At 63.0% G+C, this 16005-nt stretch carries 13 protein-coding genes; 2 read left to right on the forward strand and 11 right to left on the reverse strand.

Annotated features, from left to right (window positions below):
* Nucleotides 1-133: 133 nt before the first annotated feature.
* From lpxD to rpsB, 11 genes are all read right to left on the reverse strand, one after another.
* The gene (gene lpxD / locus ACTJLC_RS11385) at nucleotides 134-1246 is read right to left on the reverse strand and encodes a UDP-3-O-(3-hydroxymyristoyl)glucosamine N-acyltransferase (protein WP_440843990.1); all 1113 of its coding nucleotides are present in this window, start codon (nucleotides 1244-1246) and stop codon (nucleotides 134-136) included.
* Nucleotides 1247-1433: 187 nt separating this feature from the next.
* The gene (locus tag ACTJLC_RS11390) at nucleotides 1434-1955 is read right to left on the reverse strand and encodes an OmpH family outer membrane protein (RefSeq protein WP_176035760.1); all 522 of its coding nucleotides are present in this window, start codon (nucleotides 1953-1955) and stop codon (nucleotides 1434-1436) included.
* A 75-nt stretch (nucleotides 1956-2030) separates the two neighbouring features.
* Nucleotides 2031-4343 (reverse strand): outer membrane protein assembly factor BamA, encoded by a 2313-nt coding sequence (gene bamA, locus ACTJLC_RS11395; RefSeq protein WP_440843991.1) that lies wholly within the window; start codon nucleotides 4341-4343, stop codon nucleotides 2031-2033.
* Nucleotides 4344-4410: 67 nt separating this feature from the next.
* Nucleotides 4411-5802 (reverse strand): RIP metalloprotease RseP, encoded by a 1392-nt coding sequence (rseP, locus tag ACTJLC_RS11400; RefSeq protein ID WP_073428107.1) that lies wholly within the window; start codon nucleotides 5800-5802, stop codon nucleotides 4411-4413.
* 7 nt (nucleotides 5803-5809) lie between these two features.
* The gene (locus ACTJLC_RS11405) at nucleotides 5810-7015 is read right to left on the reverse strand and encodes a 1-deoxy-D-xylulose-5-phosphate reductoisomerase (RefSeq protein ID WP_440843994.1); all 1206 of its coding nucleotides are present in this window, start codon (nucleotides 7013-7015) and stop codon (nucleotides 5810-5812) included.
* A gap of 10 nt (nucleotides 7016-7025) precedes the next feature.
* Nucleotides 7026-7847 (reverse strand): phosphatidate cytidylyltransferase, encoded by an 822-nt coding sequence (locus ACTJLC_RS11410; RefSeq protein WP_310134713.1) that lies wholly within the window; start codon nucleotides 7845-7847, stop codon nucleotides 7026-7028.
* A complete protein-coding gene (gene uppS / locus ACTJLC_RS11415) occupies nucleotides 7841-8623 on the reverse strand; it encodes a polyprenyl diphosphate synthase (RefSeq protein WP_073427983.1) in 783 nt (260 codons plus the stop codon). Before uppS ends, ACTJLC_RS11410 begins: the two co-directional genes overlap by 7 nt.
* 64 nt (nucleotides 8624-8687) lie before the next feature.
* Nucleotides 8688-9248, reverse strand: a complete 561-nt coding sequence (frr, locus tag ACTJLC_RS11420; protein WP_073427982.1) for a ribosome recycling factor — start codon at nucleotides 9246-9248, stop codon at nucleotides 8688-8690.
* A 100-nt stretch (nucleotides 9249-9348) separates the two neighbouring features.
* The gene (pyrH, locus tag ACTJLC_RS11425) at nucleotides 9349-10062 is read right to left on the reverse strand and encodes a UMP kinase (protein ID WP_007181434.1); all 714 of its coding nucleotides are present in this window, start codon (nucleotides 10060-10062) and stop codon (nucleotides 9349-9351) included.
* Nucleotides 10063-10282: 220 nt separating this feature from the next.
* The gene (gene tsf / locus ACTJLC_RS11430) at nucleotides 10283-11164 is read right to left on the reverse strand and encodes a translation elongation factor Ts (protein WP_073427981.1); all 882 of its coding nucleotides are present in this window, start codon (nucleotides 11162-11164) and stop codon (nucleotides 10283-10285) included.
* Between the two features lie 212 nt (nucleotides 11165-11376).
* On the reverse strand, nucleotides 11377-12129 hold the full coding sequence (gene rpsB, locus ACTJLC_RS11435) for a 30S ribosomal protein S2 (RefSeq protein ID WP_073427980.1): 753 nt from the start codon (nucleotides 12127-12129) through the stop codon (nucleotides 11377-11379).
* Between the two features lie 457 nt (nucleotides 12130-12586).
* On the opposite strand from rpsB, the gene map reads away from it, so the two are divergent.
* A complete protein-coding gene (gene map / locus ACTJLC_RS11440; protein WP_114162650.1) occupies nucleotides 12587-13396 on the forward strand; it encodes a type I methionyl aminopeptidase in 810 nt (269 codons plus the stop codon).
* 27 nt (nucleotides 13397-13423) lie between these two features.
* The gene (locus tag ACTJLC_RS11445; RefSeq protein WP_073427978.1) at nucleotides 13424-16003 is read left to right on the forward strand and encodes a [protein-PII] uridylyltransferase; all 2580 of its coding nucleotides are present in this window, start codon (nucleotides 13424-13426) and stop codon (nucleotides 16001-16003) included.
* Nucleotides 16004-16005: the final 2 nt, after the last annotated feature.

A 16005-nucleotide genomic window follows, 5' to 3' on the forward strand; every position in this document is an offset into this window, starting at 1 on the left:
CAGGTGGGTTAGTAACGCATGCTGCCGGCGCTTGCCGTGACCCGGCGGCCATGCCACCCGGTCACGGCAACCGACGTTGCTTCCTGATGCTCGCCCGCTATTTTACGCGGTGCCGGCGGCTGCCCCTGATATCTCAGGCTTTCTCGCTCGCGGAATTGCCCGGCGCATTGCCCGCCGCGCTGTCCAGCTTATCAGCGGCGGCGTTTTCGAGTGCCTTGATGCGGTCGCGAAGTTTGTCGATATTGCGCAGCAAAGCCGCGCTCCGGTTCCAGTCCGCATGGTTCACAGCCGGGAACGCGCTGGTGTACACACCCGGCTTCAACAAGGACTTCGACACGCCCGACTTCGCCGTGACGACCACGTGATCGGCCAGCGTGACATGTCCGGCAATTCCGACCGCGCCGCCGATCATGCAATGACGGCCGATCGTGGTGCTGCCGGCGATCCCCGCGCAGCCTGCGATCACGGTATAGGCGCCAACCTTGCAGTTGTGGCCGATCTGGACGAGGTTGTCGATCTTCACGCATTCCTCGATGATCGTGTCGGCCATTGCGCCGCGGTCGATCGTGGTGTTCGCGCCGATTTCCACGTCTGCCGCGATCGAGACGCCGCCGACCTGCGGAATTTTCACCCAGCTGCCGGTACGCGCATCGCCTTCACCGACAAAATCCGGCGCGAAGCCGAAACCGTCCGAGCCGATTACCGCGCCCGCGTGCACGATCACGCGCTCGCCGAGCGTGCAGCCGTGGTACACCGAGACATTCGGATACAGGTGCGAGCCCGCACCGATCCTGGTGCCGCAGCCGATCACGACGTTGGCGTCCAGCCGCACGTTTTCGCCGATCACCGCGCCTGCTTCCACGGTGACATGCGGACCGATCACCGCGCTCGCGGCGATCTGCGCCGACGGATCGATCGTGGCACTGGGATGCACGCCCGGCACCGCCTTCGGCGAGGCGAGATCGATGAAAGTTTGCGCGACGCGCGCGAAGTAAGCGTACGGATTCGGTGTGACGATGAAGTTACGAGCGTCGCGGGAGGCGAGCTTCGCGAGGTCGTCGGCGTTGATCAACACCGCGCCCGCACGGGTCGTCTCGACCTGCGACAGGTACTTCGGATTGGCGAGGAACGCCAGCTGGTCCGGGCCTGCCTGGTCGAGCGGCGCCAGACTGCCGACGCGCTGCGAACCCTCTCCGACTACTTCACCGCCGAACCGTTGGACGATGTCCTCGAGCGTAAATGCCATGCCTACTCTGTCTCCTGTGTCGGTTGGAGTTAGCGCTTTAGCGCTTACTCCAACCCCATGCGATTTGCGCGTCGGTTGGAGCGGCGCTTTGGCGCTTACTCCAATCCCATGCAACATCCTTGCTGCAGTTCGTTGCAACCTGTCTGTTTCGCGAGCCGGCTACGCGCCGGTGGCCAGGTGACCGCCTTCAGTTGCCCGAGGCCGCCAATGCCTTCAGCACCTGATCGGTGATGTCGATGCGCGGGCTCACGTACACCGCTTCCTGAACGATCAGGTCGTAATGTTGCTGTTCGGCGATCTGCTTGATCACCTTGTTCGCCCGGTCGAGCACCGCAGCCAGTTCCTCGTTGCGGCGTTGGTTCAGGTCCTCGCGAAACTCGCGTTGCTTGCGCTGGAAGTCCGTGTCCAATTGCGACAGGTCGCGCTGCTTCTGCGCGCGATCGGCCGGCGACATCGACGCGCCGTTCTTGTCGAGCGAATCGGACATCGACTTGAGTTTTTGCGCCATGTCGGCAAGATCCTTGTCACGCTTGGCGAACTCGGCCTCGAGCTTGATCTGCGCGGTCTTGGCGGCAGCGGATTCACGCAGGATCCGGTCGGAATTCACTGCGGCGATCCTGGCTTCCTGCGCGTGCGCTACCCCGACGCCCAGCGTCATTGCCAGCGCCAGCGCGCATGCCACACGTTTCGAAAACATACCGGTTAGCAAAGTCATCCTCTCGATACTGTAGTTTGGCCGGCAGCCCGTCACCCGATCGCGGGCCACCGAGCGCCGGCCGCCGGATCAGAATGCCGTTCCGATCTGGAACTGGAACTTCTGATACTGGTCGCCGGTGTGCTTCGTGAGCGGGAAGCCCAGGCTCAGCTTGAGCGGGCCGATCGGCGAGATCCACGCGAGACCGACACCATAGCCGTAGCGCAGACCGTTCGCGCCATTCGACGTCGCAGCGGTGCTTGCGTCGGCCCACACGTTGCCTGCATCGAGGAACGTGAAGACGCGCAACGTGCGGTCGTAGCCGGTGCCCGGCAGCGGGAAAGTCAACTCGATGTTCCCCACCAGCAGCTTGGAGCCGCCGATCGGATCGCCCGTCGATGCGTCGCGCGGACCGAGCGAGCTCGGCTCGTAGCCTCGAACCGAACCGATACCGCCGGCGTAGTAGTTCTTGAAGATCGGATAAGGCTTGCCGCCCATGCCTTTACCATAGCCGCCCTGGAAGTTGAAGCCCAGCACGAAGCCGCGCGCAAACGAGTAATAGTACTGCGCGTTGATGTCGGCCTTGTAGTATTGCGTGCCGCCGATCGGCGTGCCGTATTCGGCGTTCGCCTGCGTGAAATAACCGCGGCTCGGCACGAGCGCGCTGTCACGGGCGTCGCGCGACCAGCCGACCGTGATCGGCACGTTGTTCGACACACGGCCAAAGTCCTTGACGTATTCCTTGTAGGACGCCGGCGTGTTCGAGTCCACGTCCAACTGGTTCTGTTCGAGGCCGGCACCGAAGTACACCGTGTCGACTTCGGAGAACGGGATGCCGAACTTCAGGTCGCCGCCGATCGTGACGATCTTGAAGCTCGAATCCGTGGAGTAGTACAGCGGCTGATACGTACGATAGTAGACGTCGGTAATGCGCTTGATGCCGTCCACCGTGAAGTACGGGTCGACCTGCGTGACCGTCAACGTACGGTACGTCTTTGCGGTGTTGACGTTCACCGCGAGACTCGTGCCCGAACCGAACACGTTGTCTTGCGACACGCCCGCCGAGAGCACGACCTTGTCGGTCGACGAAAAGCCCGCGCCCAGCGTGATTGCGCCGGTCGGCTTTTCGGCCACCTTGACGTCCACGTCGACCTGGTCCGGCGTGCCTTCGACCGGAATCGTGGTCACGTCGACATCGGTGAAGTAGCCCAGACGGTTGATCCGGTCCTTCGACAGCGCGAGACGATTGGAGTCGAACCACGAGCTTTCGAGTTGGCGCATTTCACGGCGCACCACTTCATCTCGCGTACGCGTGTTGCCGACCACGTTGATGCGGCGCACGTATACGCGGCGGCTCGGGTCCACCTGCAGCGTCAGGTCGACCTTGTGGTTGGTCTGATCGATCTGCGGCTGCGCATTGACGGTGGCGAACGCATAGCCGTATTCGCCGAGCTTGTCGACGATGGCCTTGGTGCTGGCTTGCAGTTTCTCGGCCGAGAAGCGCTCACCCGGTTTGATCTTGATGAGCTTGTTCAGCTCGGCCTCGCGGTCGAGCAGATTGCCGGCCAGCTTGATGTTCGAAATCATGTACGGCTCGCCTTCGTGCAGCGTGACCGTCAGATACATGTCCTTCTTGTCCGGCGTGATCGACACCTGGGTCGACTCGATGTTGAACTCGAGGTAGCCGCGATTCAGGTAATACGAGCGGACGTTTTCGAGGTCGCCGGTGAGCTTGTCTTTCGCGTACAGATCGTTCTTCGTGTACCACGAGAACCAGTTCGGCGTGGACAACTGCATTTCGTCGCGCAGCGTACCGGTGCTGAACGCCTTGTTGCCGATGAAATTGATCTGGCGGATCTTCGCGCTCGGACCTTCGGCCACCGAGAACAGCACCGACACGCGGTTGCGGTCGATCGGCGTGATGGTGGTGGTGACTTCGGCGGCGTAGTAGCCGCGCGTCAGGTACTGGCGCTTGAGTTCCTGCTCGGCCTTGTCGACCAGCGCCTTGTCGTAGTAGCGGCCTTGGGACAACCCGACGGCACGCAGCGCCTTGGTCAGGTTTTCCTTGTCGAACTCGTGAATGCCGGAGAAATCGATCGTGCCGATGGCCGGGCGTTCGAGCACCTGCACGATGACGACATTGCCTTCGGTCGCGATCTTGACGTCGTTGAAAAAACCCGTGGCGTACAGTGCGCGAATGGCTTCGGAAGCCTTGTCGTCGCTGAAGGTGTCGCCTTGCTTGATGGGCAGGTACGCGAACACGGTGCCGGGTTCGACGCGTTGCAATCCCTCGATCCGAATGTCTTGCACCACGAAGGGCGACGTTGCGTGAGCAACCAGCCCATGCGCGGCGAACGCCGCGGCTATAACCGTCTTTGGAACAAAGCGATGAGGTTTAAACAACGTGCTTCCCCAGTGTGTATAGCTGCATCAGGTCAGACGGTCGCCATCGTGAACGCCGCCGGACACTTTAAAAATGGATTAAACGAGCCAGATCGTTGAACAGCGCAATCGCCGACAACGCGACGATGCAGGCGAGCCCCGCCCTCTGAAAAACGAGTTGCCAGCGATCGGAGACAACTTTGCCGGTCACAGCTTCAACCAAATAATATAACAGATGCCCCCCGTCCAATACCGGAATCGGTAACAAGTTCAGTACGCCGAGGCTAATACTGACAAGGGCCAGGAACGACAGAAACGCAGAAGGACCTAGACGTGCGCTCTTTCCTGCGTAATCGGCGATCGTCACGGGACCCGAAAGATTTTTCAGCGAGGCTTCGCCGACGATCATCCTGCCGAACATCCGCACCGAATAAACCGCGAGATCCCAGGTACGGCGCGCGCCGAGTTGCAAGCTCTCGATAGGCCCGTAATGCACGTCGATCGACGGCACCTGGGTGGACAGTTCCGCGCCGATGCGGCCGATCTGCTGCCCCGTCGCGTCGTCACGCTGCGCTTGCGGAACGATGCGAATCTCTGCGAGTTTGCCCGCCGCCGCGCCGGCACCGCCACGCTCCACTTGCAGCGTCATCGGCTTGCCGGCGTGCGATTTCACATAGGCGATGAAGGCCGTGGCATTGTCGGTCGACATGCCGTCGACGGAGCGCAGACGGTCGCCCGCCGTCAGACCAGCCTGTTGCGCCGCGCTGCCCGGCTGCACACCTGCAACCGTCAGCTTGCCGCCGCCCGGCTCGAAACCGAGATGCGACATGAAGTCGTCATCGACGTCTTTCTCGGTGATGCCGCGCAGATCGAGCTGAAACTCGGACGTGCCGTGCGCATCTTTCGCGCTCAGCACGACGCGCTTGTGATCGAACGCGGCACCTAGCAGCTTCCAGCGCAGATCAGACCATGAACGCACCGGTTCCGATTCGCCGGCGTTCTCGGTACGCGCCGCGACGATGGTTTCGCCTCCGTCGAAGCCGGCCATTGCCGCCGGTGTATTCGACGCCGGCGCCGCGACCACGGCCGCCGGCTCGGTTACGCCCGTGGCGAACACGAGCGCGAACAGTACGATGGCAAGCAGGAAATTGGCGACCGGCCCGGCCGCGACGATCGCGAAGCGACGCCCCACCGACTGCCGGTTGAACGCATGCGGCAATGCTTCCGCGGGAATCGGCGCACCGCCGGTTTCGCGCTCGTCGAGCATCTTGACGTAGCCGCCGAGCGGCAAGGCCGCAATGGTCCACTCGGTGCCCGTCTTTGGACTTACCCATTGGAACAGCGGCTTGCCGAAACCGATCGAAAAGCGCAGCACCTTGACGCCGCACAGGCGCGCCACACTGTAATGCCCGTACTCGTGAACCACCACGAGTACGCCAATCGCGACCGCGAAAGCCAGCAGTTCGATTAGCAGATTCATGAGCGCCTCACTGGACGGCGCGTTCCGTACGACGTGCGCCGTCGGGCAGGCGCGCGATGAGTTCGGCAGCGGAGCGACGCGCGGCGGCATCCGCTTCGATCACGTCCTCGAGCACGTGCGCGCTGCGGTTCGGCAGCGCATTGAGTACCGCCTCGACCACTTCGGCGATCTTCATGAAACCGATCTGGCGCGACAGGAACGCTTCAACGGCGATTTCGTTCGCGGCATTCAACGCCGCGCTGGCCACCCCGCCCGCGGCCAACGCCTTCATGGCGAGCGCGAGACACGGAAAGCGGGCGTAATCCGGTTTTTCGAACGACAGCGATGCGATTTCCGCGAGATCGAGTTGAGCGACGCCCGAATCCACGCGATCCGGAAACGCCAGCGCGTGCGCGATCGGCGTGCGCATGTCGGGGTTGCCGAGTTGCGCGAGCACCGAGCCGTCGGCGTAAGAAACGAGCGAGTGAATCACGCTTTGCGGATGGATCAGCACGTCGATGCGCTCGCCCGGCAAGCCGAACAGCCAGTGCGCCTCGATCACTTCGAGGCCCTTGTTCATCATCGTGGCCGAGTCGACCGAAATCTTGCGGCCCATCACCCAGTTCGGATGCTTGCAGGCCTCTTCCGGCGTAATGTTGGCGAGCGTGGCCGGTTCACGCGTGCGGAAGGGTCCGCCCGAGGCCGTCAGAATGATCTTGGAGACCCCGCCATGCAACGCGGCTTCGCGCGGCAGGCATTGGAAAATCGCGTTGTGTTCGCTGTCGACCGGCAGCAGGACGGCGCCGTTGTCGCGCACTGCGTCCATGAAGATCGCGCCGGACATCACCAGCGCTTCCTTATTGGCGAGCAGAATGCGCTTGCCGGCACGCGCGGCGGCGAGACTGGGCGCGAGGCCGGCCGCGCCGACGATCGCCGCGACCACCGTGTCGCAGCCGTCGCCGTTCGACACGTCGACGAGCGCCTGCGGTCCGTACGTCACCTCGGTCTTGCAACCCGCGGCGCGCAGTTTCGCGGCGACGCGCGCGGCCGTGTCGGCGTCGCCGACCACCGCGACTTCCGGCTGAAAGCGCAGGCATTGCTCGGCGAGCTTGTCGCCGTTGCGATGCGCGCTGAGCGCGTAAACCGAAAAGCGCTCGGGATGACGCGCGACGACGTCGAGCGTGCTGTCTCCAATCGAGCCCGTGGAACCGAGCAATGTCAGACGTTTTTGCATATCTCTTTCTCTAGCCGAGCAGCAGCATGGCAAGCGGCAGCACCGGCAACAATGCGTCGATGCGATCGAGCACGCCGCCGTGCCCCGGCAACAGGCCGCTTGAATCCTTCACTCCGGCCTGGCGTTTCAACATCGATTCGAACAGGTCGCCCACCACGCTGAATGCCACCAGCAAGGTCAGTGCGAGCAGCGTGCGTACGGCGCCCAGTTGCGCCAGCAGCGCAGAATACAGCGTCGGCTCGAACGCCTGCAAAAAGACCGCCGCCGCCGCGACGATCATCACCACCAGCCAGCCGCCGATCGCGCCCTCCCAGGTCTTGCCCGGACTGATGGCTGGCGCCAGCTTGTGTTTTCCGAACGCTTTTCCCGAGAAGTATGCGCCGATATCGGCCAGCCATACCAATAGGAGCAGCGACAGCACGAACGGCACGCCCTTCATGCGCGCGGCGACGAGAGCATGCCAGCACGCGACGAATACCACAATGCCGGCAAGGAACAGGAAGGCGCGCCAGGCGCCCTGAGCGAGCGCCGGCTTGCGCAGCAGCACATAGGGCCCCGCGACCAGCCAGAAAATGGCGGCCGCCTGAAAGAGCGGCCGGGGTTTCTCGACACCAGCGCCGAGCCACGTGCTCGCCACCAGGGCCACTGCGGCGACCAGCGCGTAAATCACCGGGCCCGCGCCGCCCAGCTTCAGCAGGCGCGCCCACTCCCATGCGGCGAACACGACGACAAAGGCGATCAGCGCGCCGAACGCGCCCACCGGCGCGAACAGCGTGACCGGCAGGAACACCGCCAGCAGAATGATCGCCGTGATGACACGGGTTCTTAGCATGGGAGCGAATCGACGTTTTGCGATTGCGGCTCGAGTTGAGCACTGGTGCGGCCGAAGCGGCGCTCACGCTCGGCGTACGATGCGATGGCGTGGCCGAGCGCGTCGGCGTCGAAGTCCGGCCAGAAGGTGTCGGTGAAATAGAACTCGGTGTATGCGAGTTGCCACAGCAGGAAGTTGCTGACGCGGCGCTCGCCGCCCGTGCGGATGAACAGGTCCGGCTCGGGCGCATAGGCCATGGACAGGTGTTCGGCGAACGATTCCTCGTTGATCTCGACCGCCTTGCCCGCCAGCGCCGATTGCTCGGCGAGCTTGCGGGTAGCCTGCATGATGTCCCATCGACCGCCGTAATTGGCGGCGATGGTCAGTGTGAGACGAGTATTGCGCGCGGTCTTCGATTCCGCGCGCTTGATCAGATCGCGGATGCGGGTGTCGAATTTGGACAGGTCGCCCACCACGCGCAACCGGATGCCGTTTGCGTGCAGCTTGCCGATTTCGCGCTCCAGCGCGGTGACGAACAGGCGCATCAGGAACGAGACTTCGTCGTTCGGACGGCGCCAGTTCTCGGAGCTGAAGGCGAACAGCGTCAGATATTCGACGCCCTGCCGGGCGCATGCCTCGACGGCCGCACGCACCGCGTCGACGCCGCGCGTATGGCCGGCCACGCGCGGCAGGCGCCGCTGGGTGGCCCAACGGCCATTGCCGTCCATGATGATCGCGATATGTCGCGGCACCGCGGCGACATCAGGCACGCGCACGGTTGAGCTGGTATAGGTCATGGCCGTCGGGACAGTGACTGCAAATAAAGAAGTGGAAACCGTGAAGGTACTGAGCCAGACGGCCTCAGACCGTCATGATCTCGGCTTCCTTGGTCACGACGAGCTTGTCGATTTCAGCGACGAATTTGTCCGTCAGCTTCTGAATATCGTCACCCGCTCGACGCTCGTCGTCTTCTGAAATTTCCTTGTCTTTCACGAGCTTCTTGAGTTGCTCGTTGGCGTCACGGCGCAGGTTGCGCACGGCGACCTTGGCCGTTTCGGCTTCGCTCTTGACCACCTTGGTCAGTTCGCGGCGGCGTTCCTCGGTGAGCGCGGGCATCGGGACGCGGATCACGTCGCCTTGCGTGGCGGGGTTCAGACCGAGGTCCGACTCGCGGATCGCCTTTTCGACGACCTGCACCATCTTCTTTTCCCACGGCTGCACGCCGATCGTGCGTGCGTCGATCAGCGTCAGGTTCGCGACCTGCGAGATCGGCACCGGCGAACCGTAGTAATCGCACTGGATATGATCGAGCAGGCCAGTGTGCGCACGGCCCGTGCGGATCTTCGACAGGTCGTTCTTGAACGCGTCGATGGAACGCTGCATCTTTTGCTCAGCGCCCTTGCGGATATCAGCCACAGACATTTTTAAACCTCCGAACCTTCAAAACGGTGCGAGCCGGCCAGCGCGCGCGATATGCGGCGGCCACTGCTCGCGCTAAAGCCCACGTTATGTGAACGAGAGTTTACACGTGGACGAGGGTGCCCTCGTCCTCGCCTTGTACGATGCGTTTGAGCGCGCCCGGCTTGACGATCGAAAACACGCGGATCGGCAGCTTCTGGTCGCGGCACAGCGCGAATGCCGTGGCGTCCATCACCTGCAGGTTGCGGCCGATCGCCTCGTCGAAGCTGATCGTGGTGTAACGGGTGGCGCTCGGGTCTTTTTTCGGGTCGGCGGAATAGACGCCGTCCACCTTGGTGGCCTTCAGCACGACTTCCGCGCCGATTTCGGAGCCGCGCAGCGCGGCGGCCGTATCCGTCGTGAAGAACGGGTTGCCGGTGCCGGCCGCGAAAATCACGACCTTGCCTTCTTCCAGTTGGCGAATCGCGCGGGGCCGGATGTACGGCTCGACCACCTGGTCCATGCGCAGCGCGGATTGCACGCGTGCTTCGATACCGGCGTGGCGCATTGCGTCCTGCAACGCCAGCGCGTTCATCATGGTGGCCAGCATGCCCATGTAGTCAGCCGTGGCGCGATCCATGCCGGCCGCGCCGCCTGCTACGCCGCGAAAAATATTACCGCCGCCGATCACCACGGCCAGCTGCGTTCCGAGACGGACCACTTCGGCCACGTCCGCCACCATTCGTTCGATGGTCGCGCGATTGATGCCGAAGGCATCGTCGCCCATCAGAGCTTCACCGGAGAGTTTGAGCAGGACGCGTTTATAGGCAATGGGCATAGGGGTATCCAGATCGCGCAGAACAGGGCAACAACAAGGGACTAATGTAGGGGTGAAACGCTGATTCGGGCAAGCGCCGCCAAATTCACGAACCCTGGGGTTCGCTGGCGGCCGCGCGGCCGGGACCAACCCGCGCGCAGCCTTGCGGCGCCGCCGACCGCGGCAAAGTCTTGCTCCGCCGCGGGTCCAACGATACTACGATGAAGCTTCGATATGAGACTTATTGTTGCTTTGCAGCAGCGACTTGAGCAGCCACTTCGGCCGCGAAGTCGTCCTGCTTCTTCTCGATGCCTTCGCCGACCACGAACAGCGCGAACTTCTGGACGCTCGCATTGCCGGCCTTGAGCATCTGCTCGATCGTCTGCTTGTCGTTCTTAACGAACGTCTGGTTCAGCAGCGACACTTCCTTCAGGTACTTCTGCACGCTGCCGTCGACCATCTTGGCGACGATTTCAGCCGGCTTGCCCGATTCGGCGGCCTTCTGCTCGGCAATGCTGCGCTCCTTGGCGATCAGGTCCGCAGGCACGTCGTCCGACGACAGCGAAACCGGCTTCATCGCGGCGATGTGCATGGCGACGTCCTTGCCGACCTGCTCGTCCGCGCCGGTGTATTCGACCAGCACGCCGATACGCGTGCCGTGCAGGTACGCCGCCAGTTTGTTCGGGGTTTCGAAACGCACGAAACGGCGGATCGACAGGTTTTCACCGATCTTGCCGACCAGCGCGAGGCGCACTGCGTCGACCGTCTGGCCGTCCAGCGGCAGTGCCGCCAGCGCGGCGACGTCGGCCGGGTTTTGCGTGGCGACCAGCTCGGCGACCTTCTTCGAGAACGCGAGGAAGTCGTCGTTTTTCGAAACGAAGTCGGTTTCGCAGTTCAGCTCGACCAGCGAACCCGCATTGCCGCCGATGAACGACGCAACCACGCCTTCAGCCGTCACGCGCGATGCCGCCTTGCTGGCCTTGTTGCCCAGCTTCACGCGCAGCAATTCTTCGGCGCGCGCCATGTCGCCGTCGGCTTCCGTCAGCGCCTTCTTGCATTCCATCATCGGCGCGTCGGTCTTTGCGCGCAGTTCTGCAACCATGCTTGCGGTAATTGCCGCCATCATTTGCTCCTTGAGTTCCGTCTTTGACACGCCGCCCGGACTTCGATACCGGGGGCAAGAATTCGTTTCAGCGCTGTGCGTATTTTTCACAGACAACGCTTTGGGCACCGCTTCGGCCAGTTCTGACCGCCATGAACAGTGCCCCACGACGTCGCGGCTTAAAAAAAGGGGGCCTGTAGAAAGCCCCCTTTTTTGCCGGACACGGGGCAGCTTTACGCTTCCGAGTTGACCTCGACGAACTCGTCGCCGTCGCCGCCACGTGCAGCCTGCACCACTTCGTTGACCGCATTCGCACGGCCTTCGAGAATCGCGTCAGCCACGCCAGCCGTGTACAGAGCGACAGCCTTGCTGGCGTCGTCGTTACCCGGGATCACGTAGTCGATGCCTTCCGGCGAGTGGTTCGTGTCGACCACGGCGATGACCGGCACGCCGAGCTTGTTGGCTTCGGTGACGGCAATCTTGTGGTAACCGACGTCGACCACGAAGATCGCGTCCGGAATACCGCCCATGTCCTTCACGCCGCCGATCGACTTTTGCAGCTTGGCCATTTCGCGCTCGAACAGCAGCGCTTCCTTCTTGCTCATGCGTTCGGTTTCGCCGGCTTCCAGCGCCGCTTCCATGTCTTTCAGGCGCTTGATCGATACCTTCAGCGTCTTGAAGTTGGTCAGCATGCCGCCGAGCCAGCGTGCGTTGACGTACGGCATGCCGGCGCGCTGCGCTTCTTCAGCGATCGTGTCGCGCGATTGACGCTTCGTGCCGACGAACAGGATCGTGCCGCGGTTTGCCGCCAGTTGACGCGCGTACTTCAGCGCGTCGTTGTACATCGGCAGCGTCTTTTCGAGGTTGATGATGTGAATCTTGTTGCGATGGCCGAAAATGAAGGGGGCCATCTTCGGATTCCAGAAGCGCGTTTGGTGACCGAAGTGGACACCGGCTTCCAGCATTTGACGCATGGTAACTGCCATGAAAATCTCCGCGAGGGTTGGGTCTTAAGCCGGCTGCCGTATCGGCCGCGCCGCCTTTGTGGCTGAACGCGACGGACACCCTGGGTGCGCCGGCTTGCGAGTTGCTGCTAATCTGCTGCCTCTTTTTACTGCTGCTTCACCCCGTAGCACAGGCAACCAGCACTACGAGAAGTCTTCCCTCCTGCGCCTCTCCTGCTCCTGCGCCCTCACTCATACCGAGAAACACAAAGCAAGACAGGGATCGACTTAGCCAAAGATTATAGCACGTGACTATCGGCCGACTCAACCTGCCCGGCGGCTCCCTTTGCCGCAGCCGGGTTGCATCCGAACGCTCGTCCATGCTTGCCGCAAGCCGCTGAAAACGCGCCCGCCAAGCCGCCGCGCCTATCGCAAAACCCTGCGGCAGCCGGAATATGGTGCGATAATCTCGCAATAAATTGCATTTCAGGCCCGGCTCATGGCTATTACGCTCAAAAACGAACACGATATCGCGCAAATGCGCGTCGCTTGCAAGCTTGCCAGCGAAGTGCTCGACTACATCACGCCGTTCGTCACGGCCGGCATCACCACCGGTGAACTCGACCGTCTGTGCCACGAATACATGCTGAAGGAACAGGGCACGATTCCGGCGCCCCTGAACTATCAGCCGCCCGGCTATCCGCCCTATCCGAAAGCCACCTGCATCTCCGTCAACGACGTGATCTGCCACGGCATTCCGGGCGACAAGACGCTGAAGAACGGCGACGCGCTGAATATCGACGTCACGGTCATCAAGGAAGGCTATTTCGGCGACACCAGCCGCATGTTCATCGTCGGCGAGGGCTCGATCCTGGCCAGGCGGCTCGTGCAGACTACTTTCGAATGCATGTGGCTCGGTATCGATCAGGTGCGCCCGGGCGCGCATCTGGGCGACATCGGCTATGCGATCCAGAAGCATGCCGAGGGTCACGGCTACAGCGTGGTGCGCGAATATTGCGGCCACGGCATCGGCACCGTGTTCCACGAAGACCCGCAGATCCTGCATTACGGCCGCCCCGGCACCGGGCTGGAACTGCAGGCGGGCATGATCTTCACGATCGAGCCGATGATCAACGCCGGCCGGCGCGACATCCGCACCATGCCGGACCAGTGGACCGTCAAGACCAAGGACCGCAGCCTGTCGGCGCAGTGGGAACACACGATCCTCGTCACGGAAACCGGCCATGACGTGCTCACCGTGTCCGCCGGCACGCCCGCGCGTCCGCCGGTCGTCGCGGCCACCGCCTGAACGACTTCCGACCTCGCCCTCCTGCCAATGAGTAGTGTTCCAGCCGTCGCCCCATCCCATGCCACGTCGCTCAAGGCGGACTACAAAGTGGCCAAAGCCCAGTTGCTGGAACGCTTCAAGACGGCCACCAACGTCGACGCGTTGATGGCCGCGCTCGCGCGCACCACCGACGAGTCGCTGCGCGCCGCCTGGAACACCTGCGAACTGCCGCCGGAACTGGCGTTGCTGGCCGTCGGCGGCTATGGGCGGGGCGAACTCGCGCCGCACTCGGACATCGACATCCTCGTGTTGCTGCCCGACACGCCGATCGCGCACCTGGAAGCGCGCATCGAACGCTTTATCAGCCTCGCGTGGGATTTGGGGCTGGAACTCGGCAGCAGCGTGCGCAGCGTCTCGCAATGTCTCGAGGAAGCCGCCAACGACGTCACCGTGCGCACGTCGCTGCTGGAAGCGCGACGCATCACGGGCAGCACGGCACTGTTCAACGACTTCGGCAAGCGCTATCGCGAGGCGCTCGACCCGCGCGCGTTCTTCCAGGCGAAAGTGCTGGAAATGCGTCAGCGCCACGCCAAGTTTCAGGACACGCCTTACGCGCTCGAGCCGAACATCAAGGAAAGCCCGGGCGGTCTGCGCGATCTGCAACTGATTCTGTGGATCACCCAGGCGGCCGGGTTCGGCAGCAGCTGGCGCGAACTGGAAGCGCGCGGCCTGATCACCGAGCGCGAAGCGCGCGAATTGCGCCGCAACGAAGGCTTCCTCAAATCGCTGCGCGCCCGCCTGCATGTGACCGCCGGACGTCGTCAGGACATTCTGGTGTTCGACCTGCAAACGGCGGTGGCCGAAAGTTTCGGCTACAAGCCGACCGCCACCAAGCGCGCCAGCGAACAGCTGATGCGCCGCTATTACTGGTCTGCCAAGGCCGTCACGCAGCTCGCCACGATCCTGATCCAGAACATCGAGGCGCAGCTTTTCCCCAGCACCAGCGGCATTACCCGCGTGTTGTCGGATCGTTTCGTCGAGAAGCAGGGCATGCTGGAGATCGCCAGCGACGACGTGTTCGAGCGCGAGCCGAATGCGATCCTCGAAGCCTTCCTGCTGTACGAACAGACACCTGGCGTGAAGGGCCTGTCAGCGCGTACCTTGCGCGCGCTCTACAACGCCCGCGACGCGATGGATCAGCACTGGCGGCGCGACCCGGAAAACCGGCGACTCTTCATGGAGATCCTGAAGCAGCCGGCCGGCATCACGCACGCGCTGCGCCTGATGAACCAGACCAGCGTGCTCGGGCGCTATCTGCTGAATTTCCGGCGCATCGTCGGACAGATGCAGCATGACCTGTATCACGTCTACACCGTCGATCAGCACATTCTGATGGTGCTGCGTAATCTGCGCCGTTTCGCGGTGGCCGAGCACGCGCACGAATATCCGTTCTGCAGTCAGTTGATCGCCAACCTCGACCGCCCTTGGGTGCTGTACGTGGCGGCGCTGTTTCACGACATCGCCAAGGGCCGCGGCGGCGACCACTCGCAGCTAGGCATGGCCGACGCGCGACGCTTCTGCCGCAATCACGGCATCGAGGGCGAGGACGGCGAACTGGTCGTATGGCTGGTTCAGCAGCACCTGACCATGAGCCAGGTCGCGCAAAAGCAGGACACGAGCGACCCGGAAGTCATCAAGCGCTTTGCCGAACTGGTCGGCACCGAGCGCCGGCTTACCACGCTCTATCTGCTGACGGTGGCCGACATCCGCGGCACCAGCCCGAAAGTCTGGAACACCTGGAAAGGCAAGCTGCTCGAGGACCTGTACCGCGCCACGCTCGCGGTGCTCGGCGGCGCGCGGCCGGACGCGCATTCCGAACTGAAATCGCGCCAGGAAGAGGCGCTCGCGCTGCTGCGTCTCGAAACCGTGCCGGAAGGCGCGCAAAAGGCGTTGTGGGATCAGTTGGACGTCGGCTATTTCCTGCGCCATGACGCCGCGGACATCGCATGGCAGACGCGCGTGCTGTATCGCCATGTCGAAACGCCTACACCGATCGTGCGGGCGCGTCCGTCGCCGATCGGCGAGGCGCTCCAGGTGCTGGTGTACGTGAAAGACCAGCCCGATCTGTTTGCCGGCATTTGCGCGTATTTCGACCGCAACGGCCTGTCGGTGCTCGATGCACGCGTCAGCACGACCCGCCACGGATATGCGCTCGATAATTTCCTCGTCGCGCACACCGAAGAAGACGTGCATTATCGCGATATTGCCAATCTGGTCGAACAGGAACTGACCGCGCGCCTCACCGGCGACGGCACCCTGCTCCCCGGGCCGTCGAAAGGCCGTTTGTCGCGGCTGTCGCGGACCTTCCCTGTTACGCCGCGCGTCGATCTTCGGGCCGACGAGCGCGGCCAATACTACATCCTGTCCGTGTCGGCGAACGACCGGCCAGGCCTTCTTTATTCGATCGCGCGCGTGCTGGCCGAGCACCGGGTCGGCGTCGCGTCGGCGCGGATCAATACGCTCGGCGAACGCGTCGAGGACGTGTTCCTGCTGGATGGAAACGGTCTGTCGGACAACCGCCTGCAAATTCAGGTCGAGACCGAACTGCTGCGCGCGATCGCAGTGTGAGA

The sequence above is a fragment of the Paraburkholderia sp. 22099 genome (assembly GCF_052045835.1).
In the GTDB taxonomy this organism is placed as follows: domain Bacteria; phylum Pseudomonadota; class Gammaproteobacteria; order Burkholderiales; family Burkholderiaceae; genus Paraburkholderia; species Paraburkholderia terricola.

Bases quoted from the DNA above. Each gene is read 5' to 3' on its own strand.
- lpxD (WP_440843990.1), bottom strand. From the start codon at position 1,246: ATGGCATTTACGCTCGAGGACATCGTCCAACGGTTCGGCGGTGAAGTA.
- rseP (WP_073428107.1), bottom strand. From the start codon at position 5,802: ATGAATCTGCTAATCGAACTGCTGGCTTTCGCGGTCGCGATTGGCGTA.
- ACTJLC_RS11405 (WP_440843994.1), bottom strand. From the start codon at position 7,015: ATGCAAAAACGTCTGACATTGCTCGGTTCCACGGGCTCGATTGGAGAC.
- ACTJLC_RS11410 (WP_310134713.1), bottom strand. From the start codon at position 7,847: ATGCTAAGAACCCGTGTCATCACGGCGATCATTCTGCTGGCGGTGTTC.
- uppS (WP_073427983.1), bottom strand. From the start codon at position 8,623: ATGACCTATACCAGCTCAACCGTGCGCGTGCCTGATGTCGCCGCGGTG.
- frr (WP_073427982.1), bottom strand. From the start codon at position 9,248: ATGTCTGTGGCTGATATCCGCAAGGGCGCTGAGCAAAAGATGCAGCGT.
- pyrH (WP_007181434.1), bottom strand. From the start codon at position 10,062: ATGCCCATTGCCTATAAACGCGTCCTGCTCAAACTCTCCGGTGAAGCT.
- tsf (WP_073427981.1), bottom strand. From the start codon at position 11,164: ATGGCGGCAATTACCGCAAGCATGGTTGCAGAACTGCGCGCAAAGACC.
- rpsB (WP_073427980.1), bottom strand. From the start codon at position 12,129: ATGGCAGTTACCATGCGTCAAATGCTGGAAGCCGGTGTCCACTTCGGT.
- map (WP_114162650.1), top strand. From the start codon at position 12,587: ATGGCTATTACGCTCAAAAACGAACACGATATCGCGCAAATGCGCGTC.
- ACTJLC_RS11445 (WP_073427978.1), top strand. From the start codon at position 13,424: ATGAGTAGTGTTCCAGCCGTCGCCCCATCCCATGCCACGTCGCTCAAG.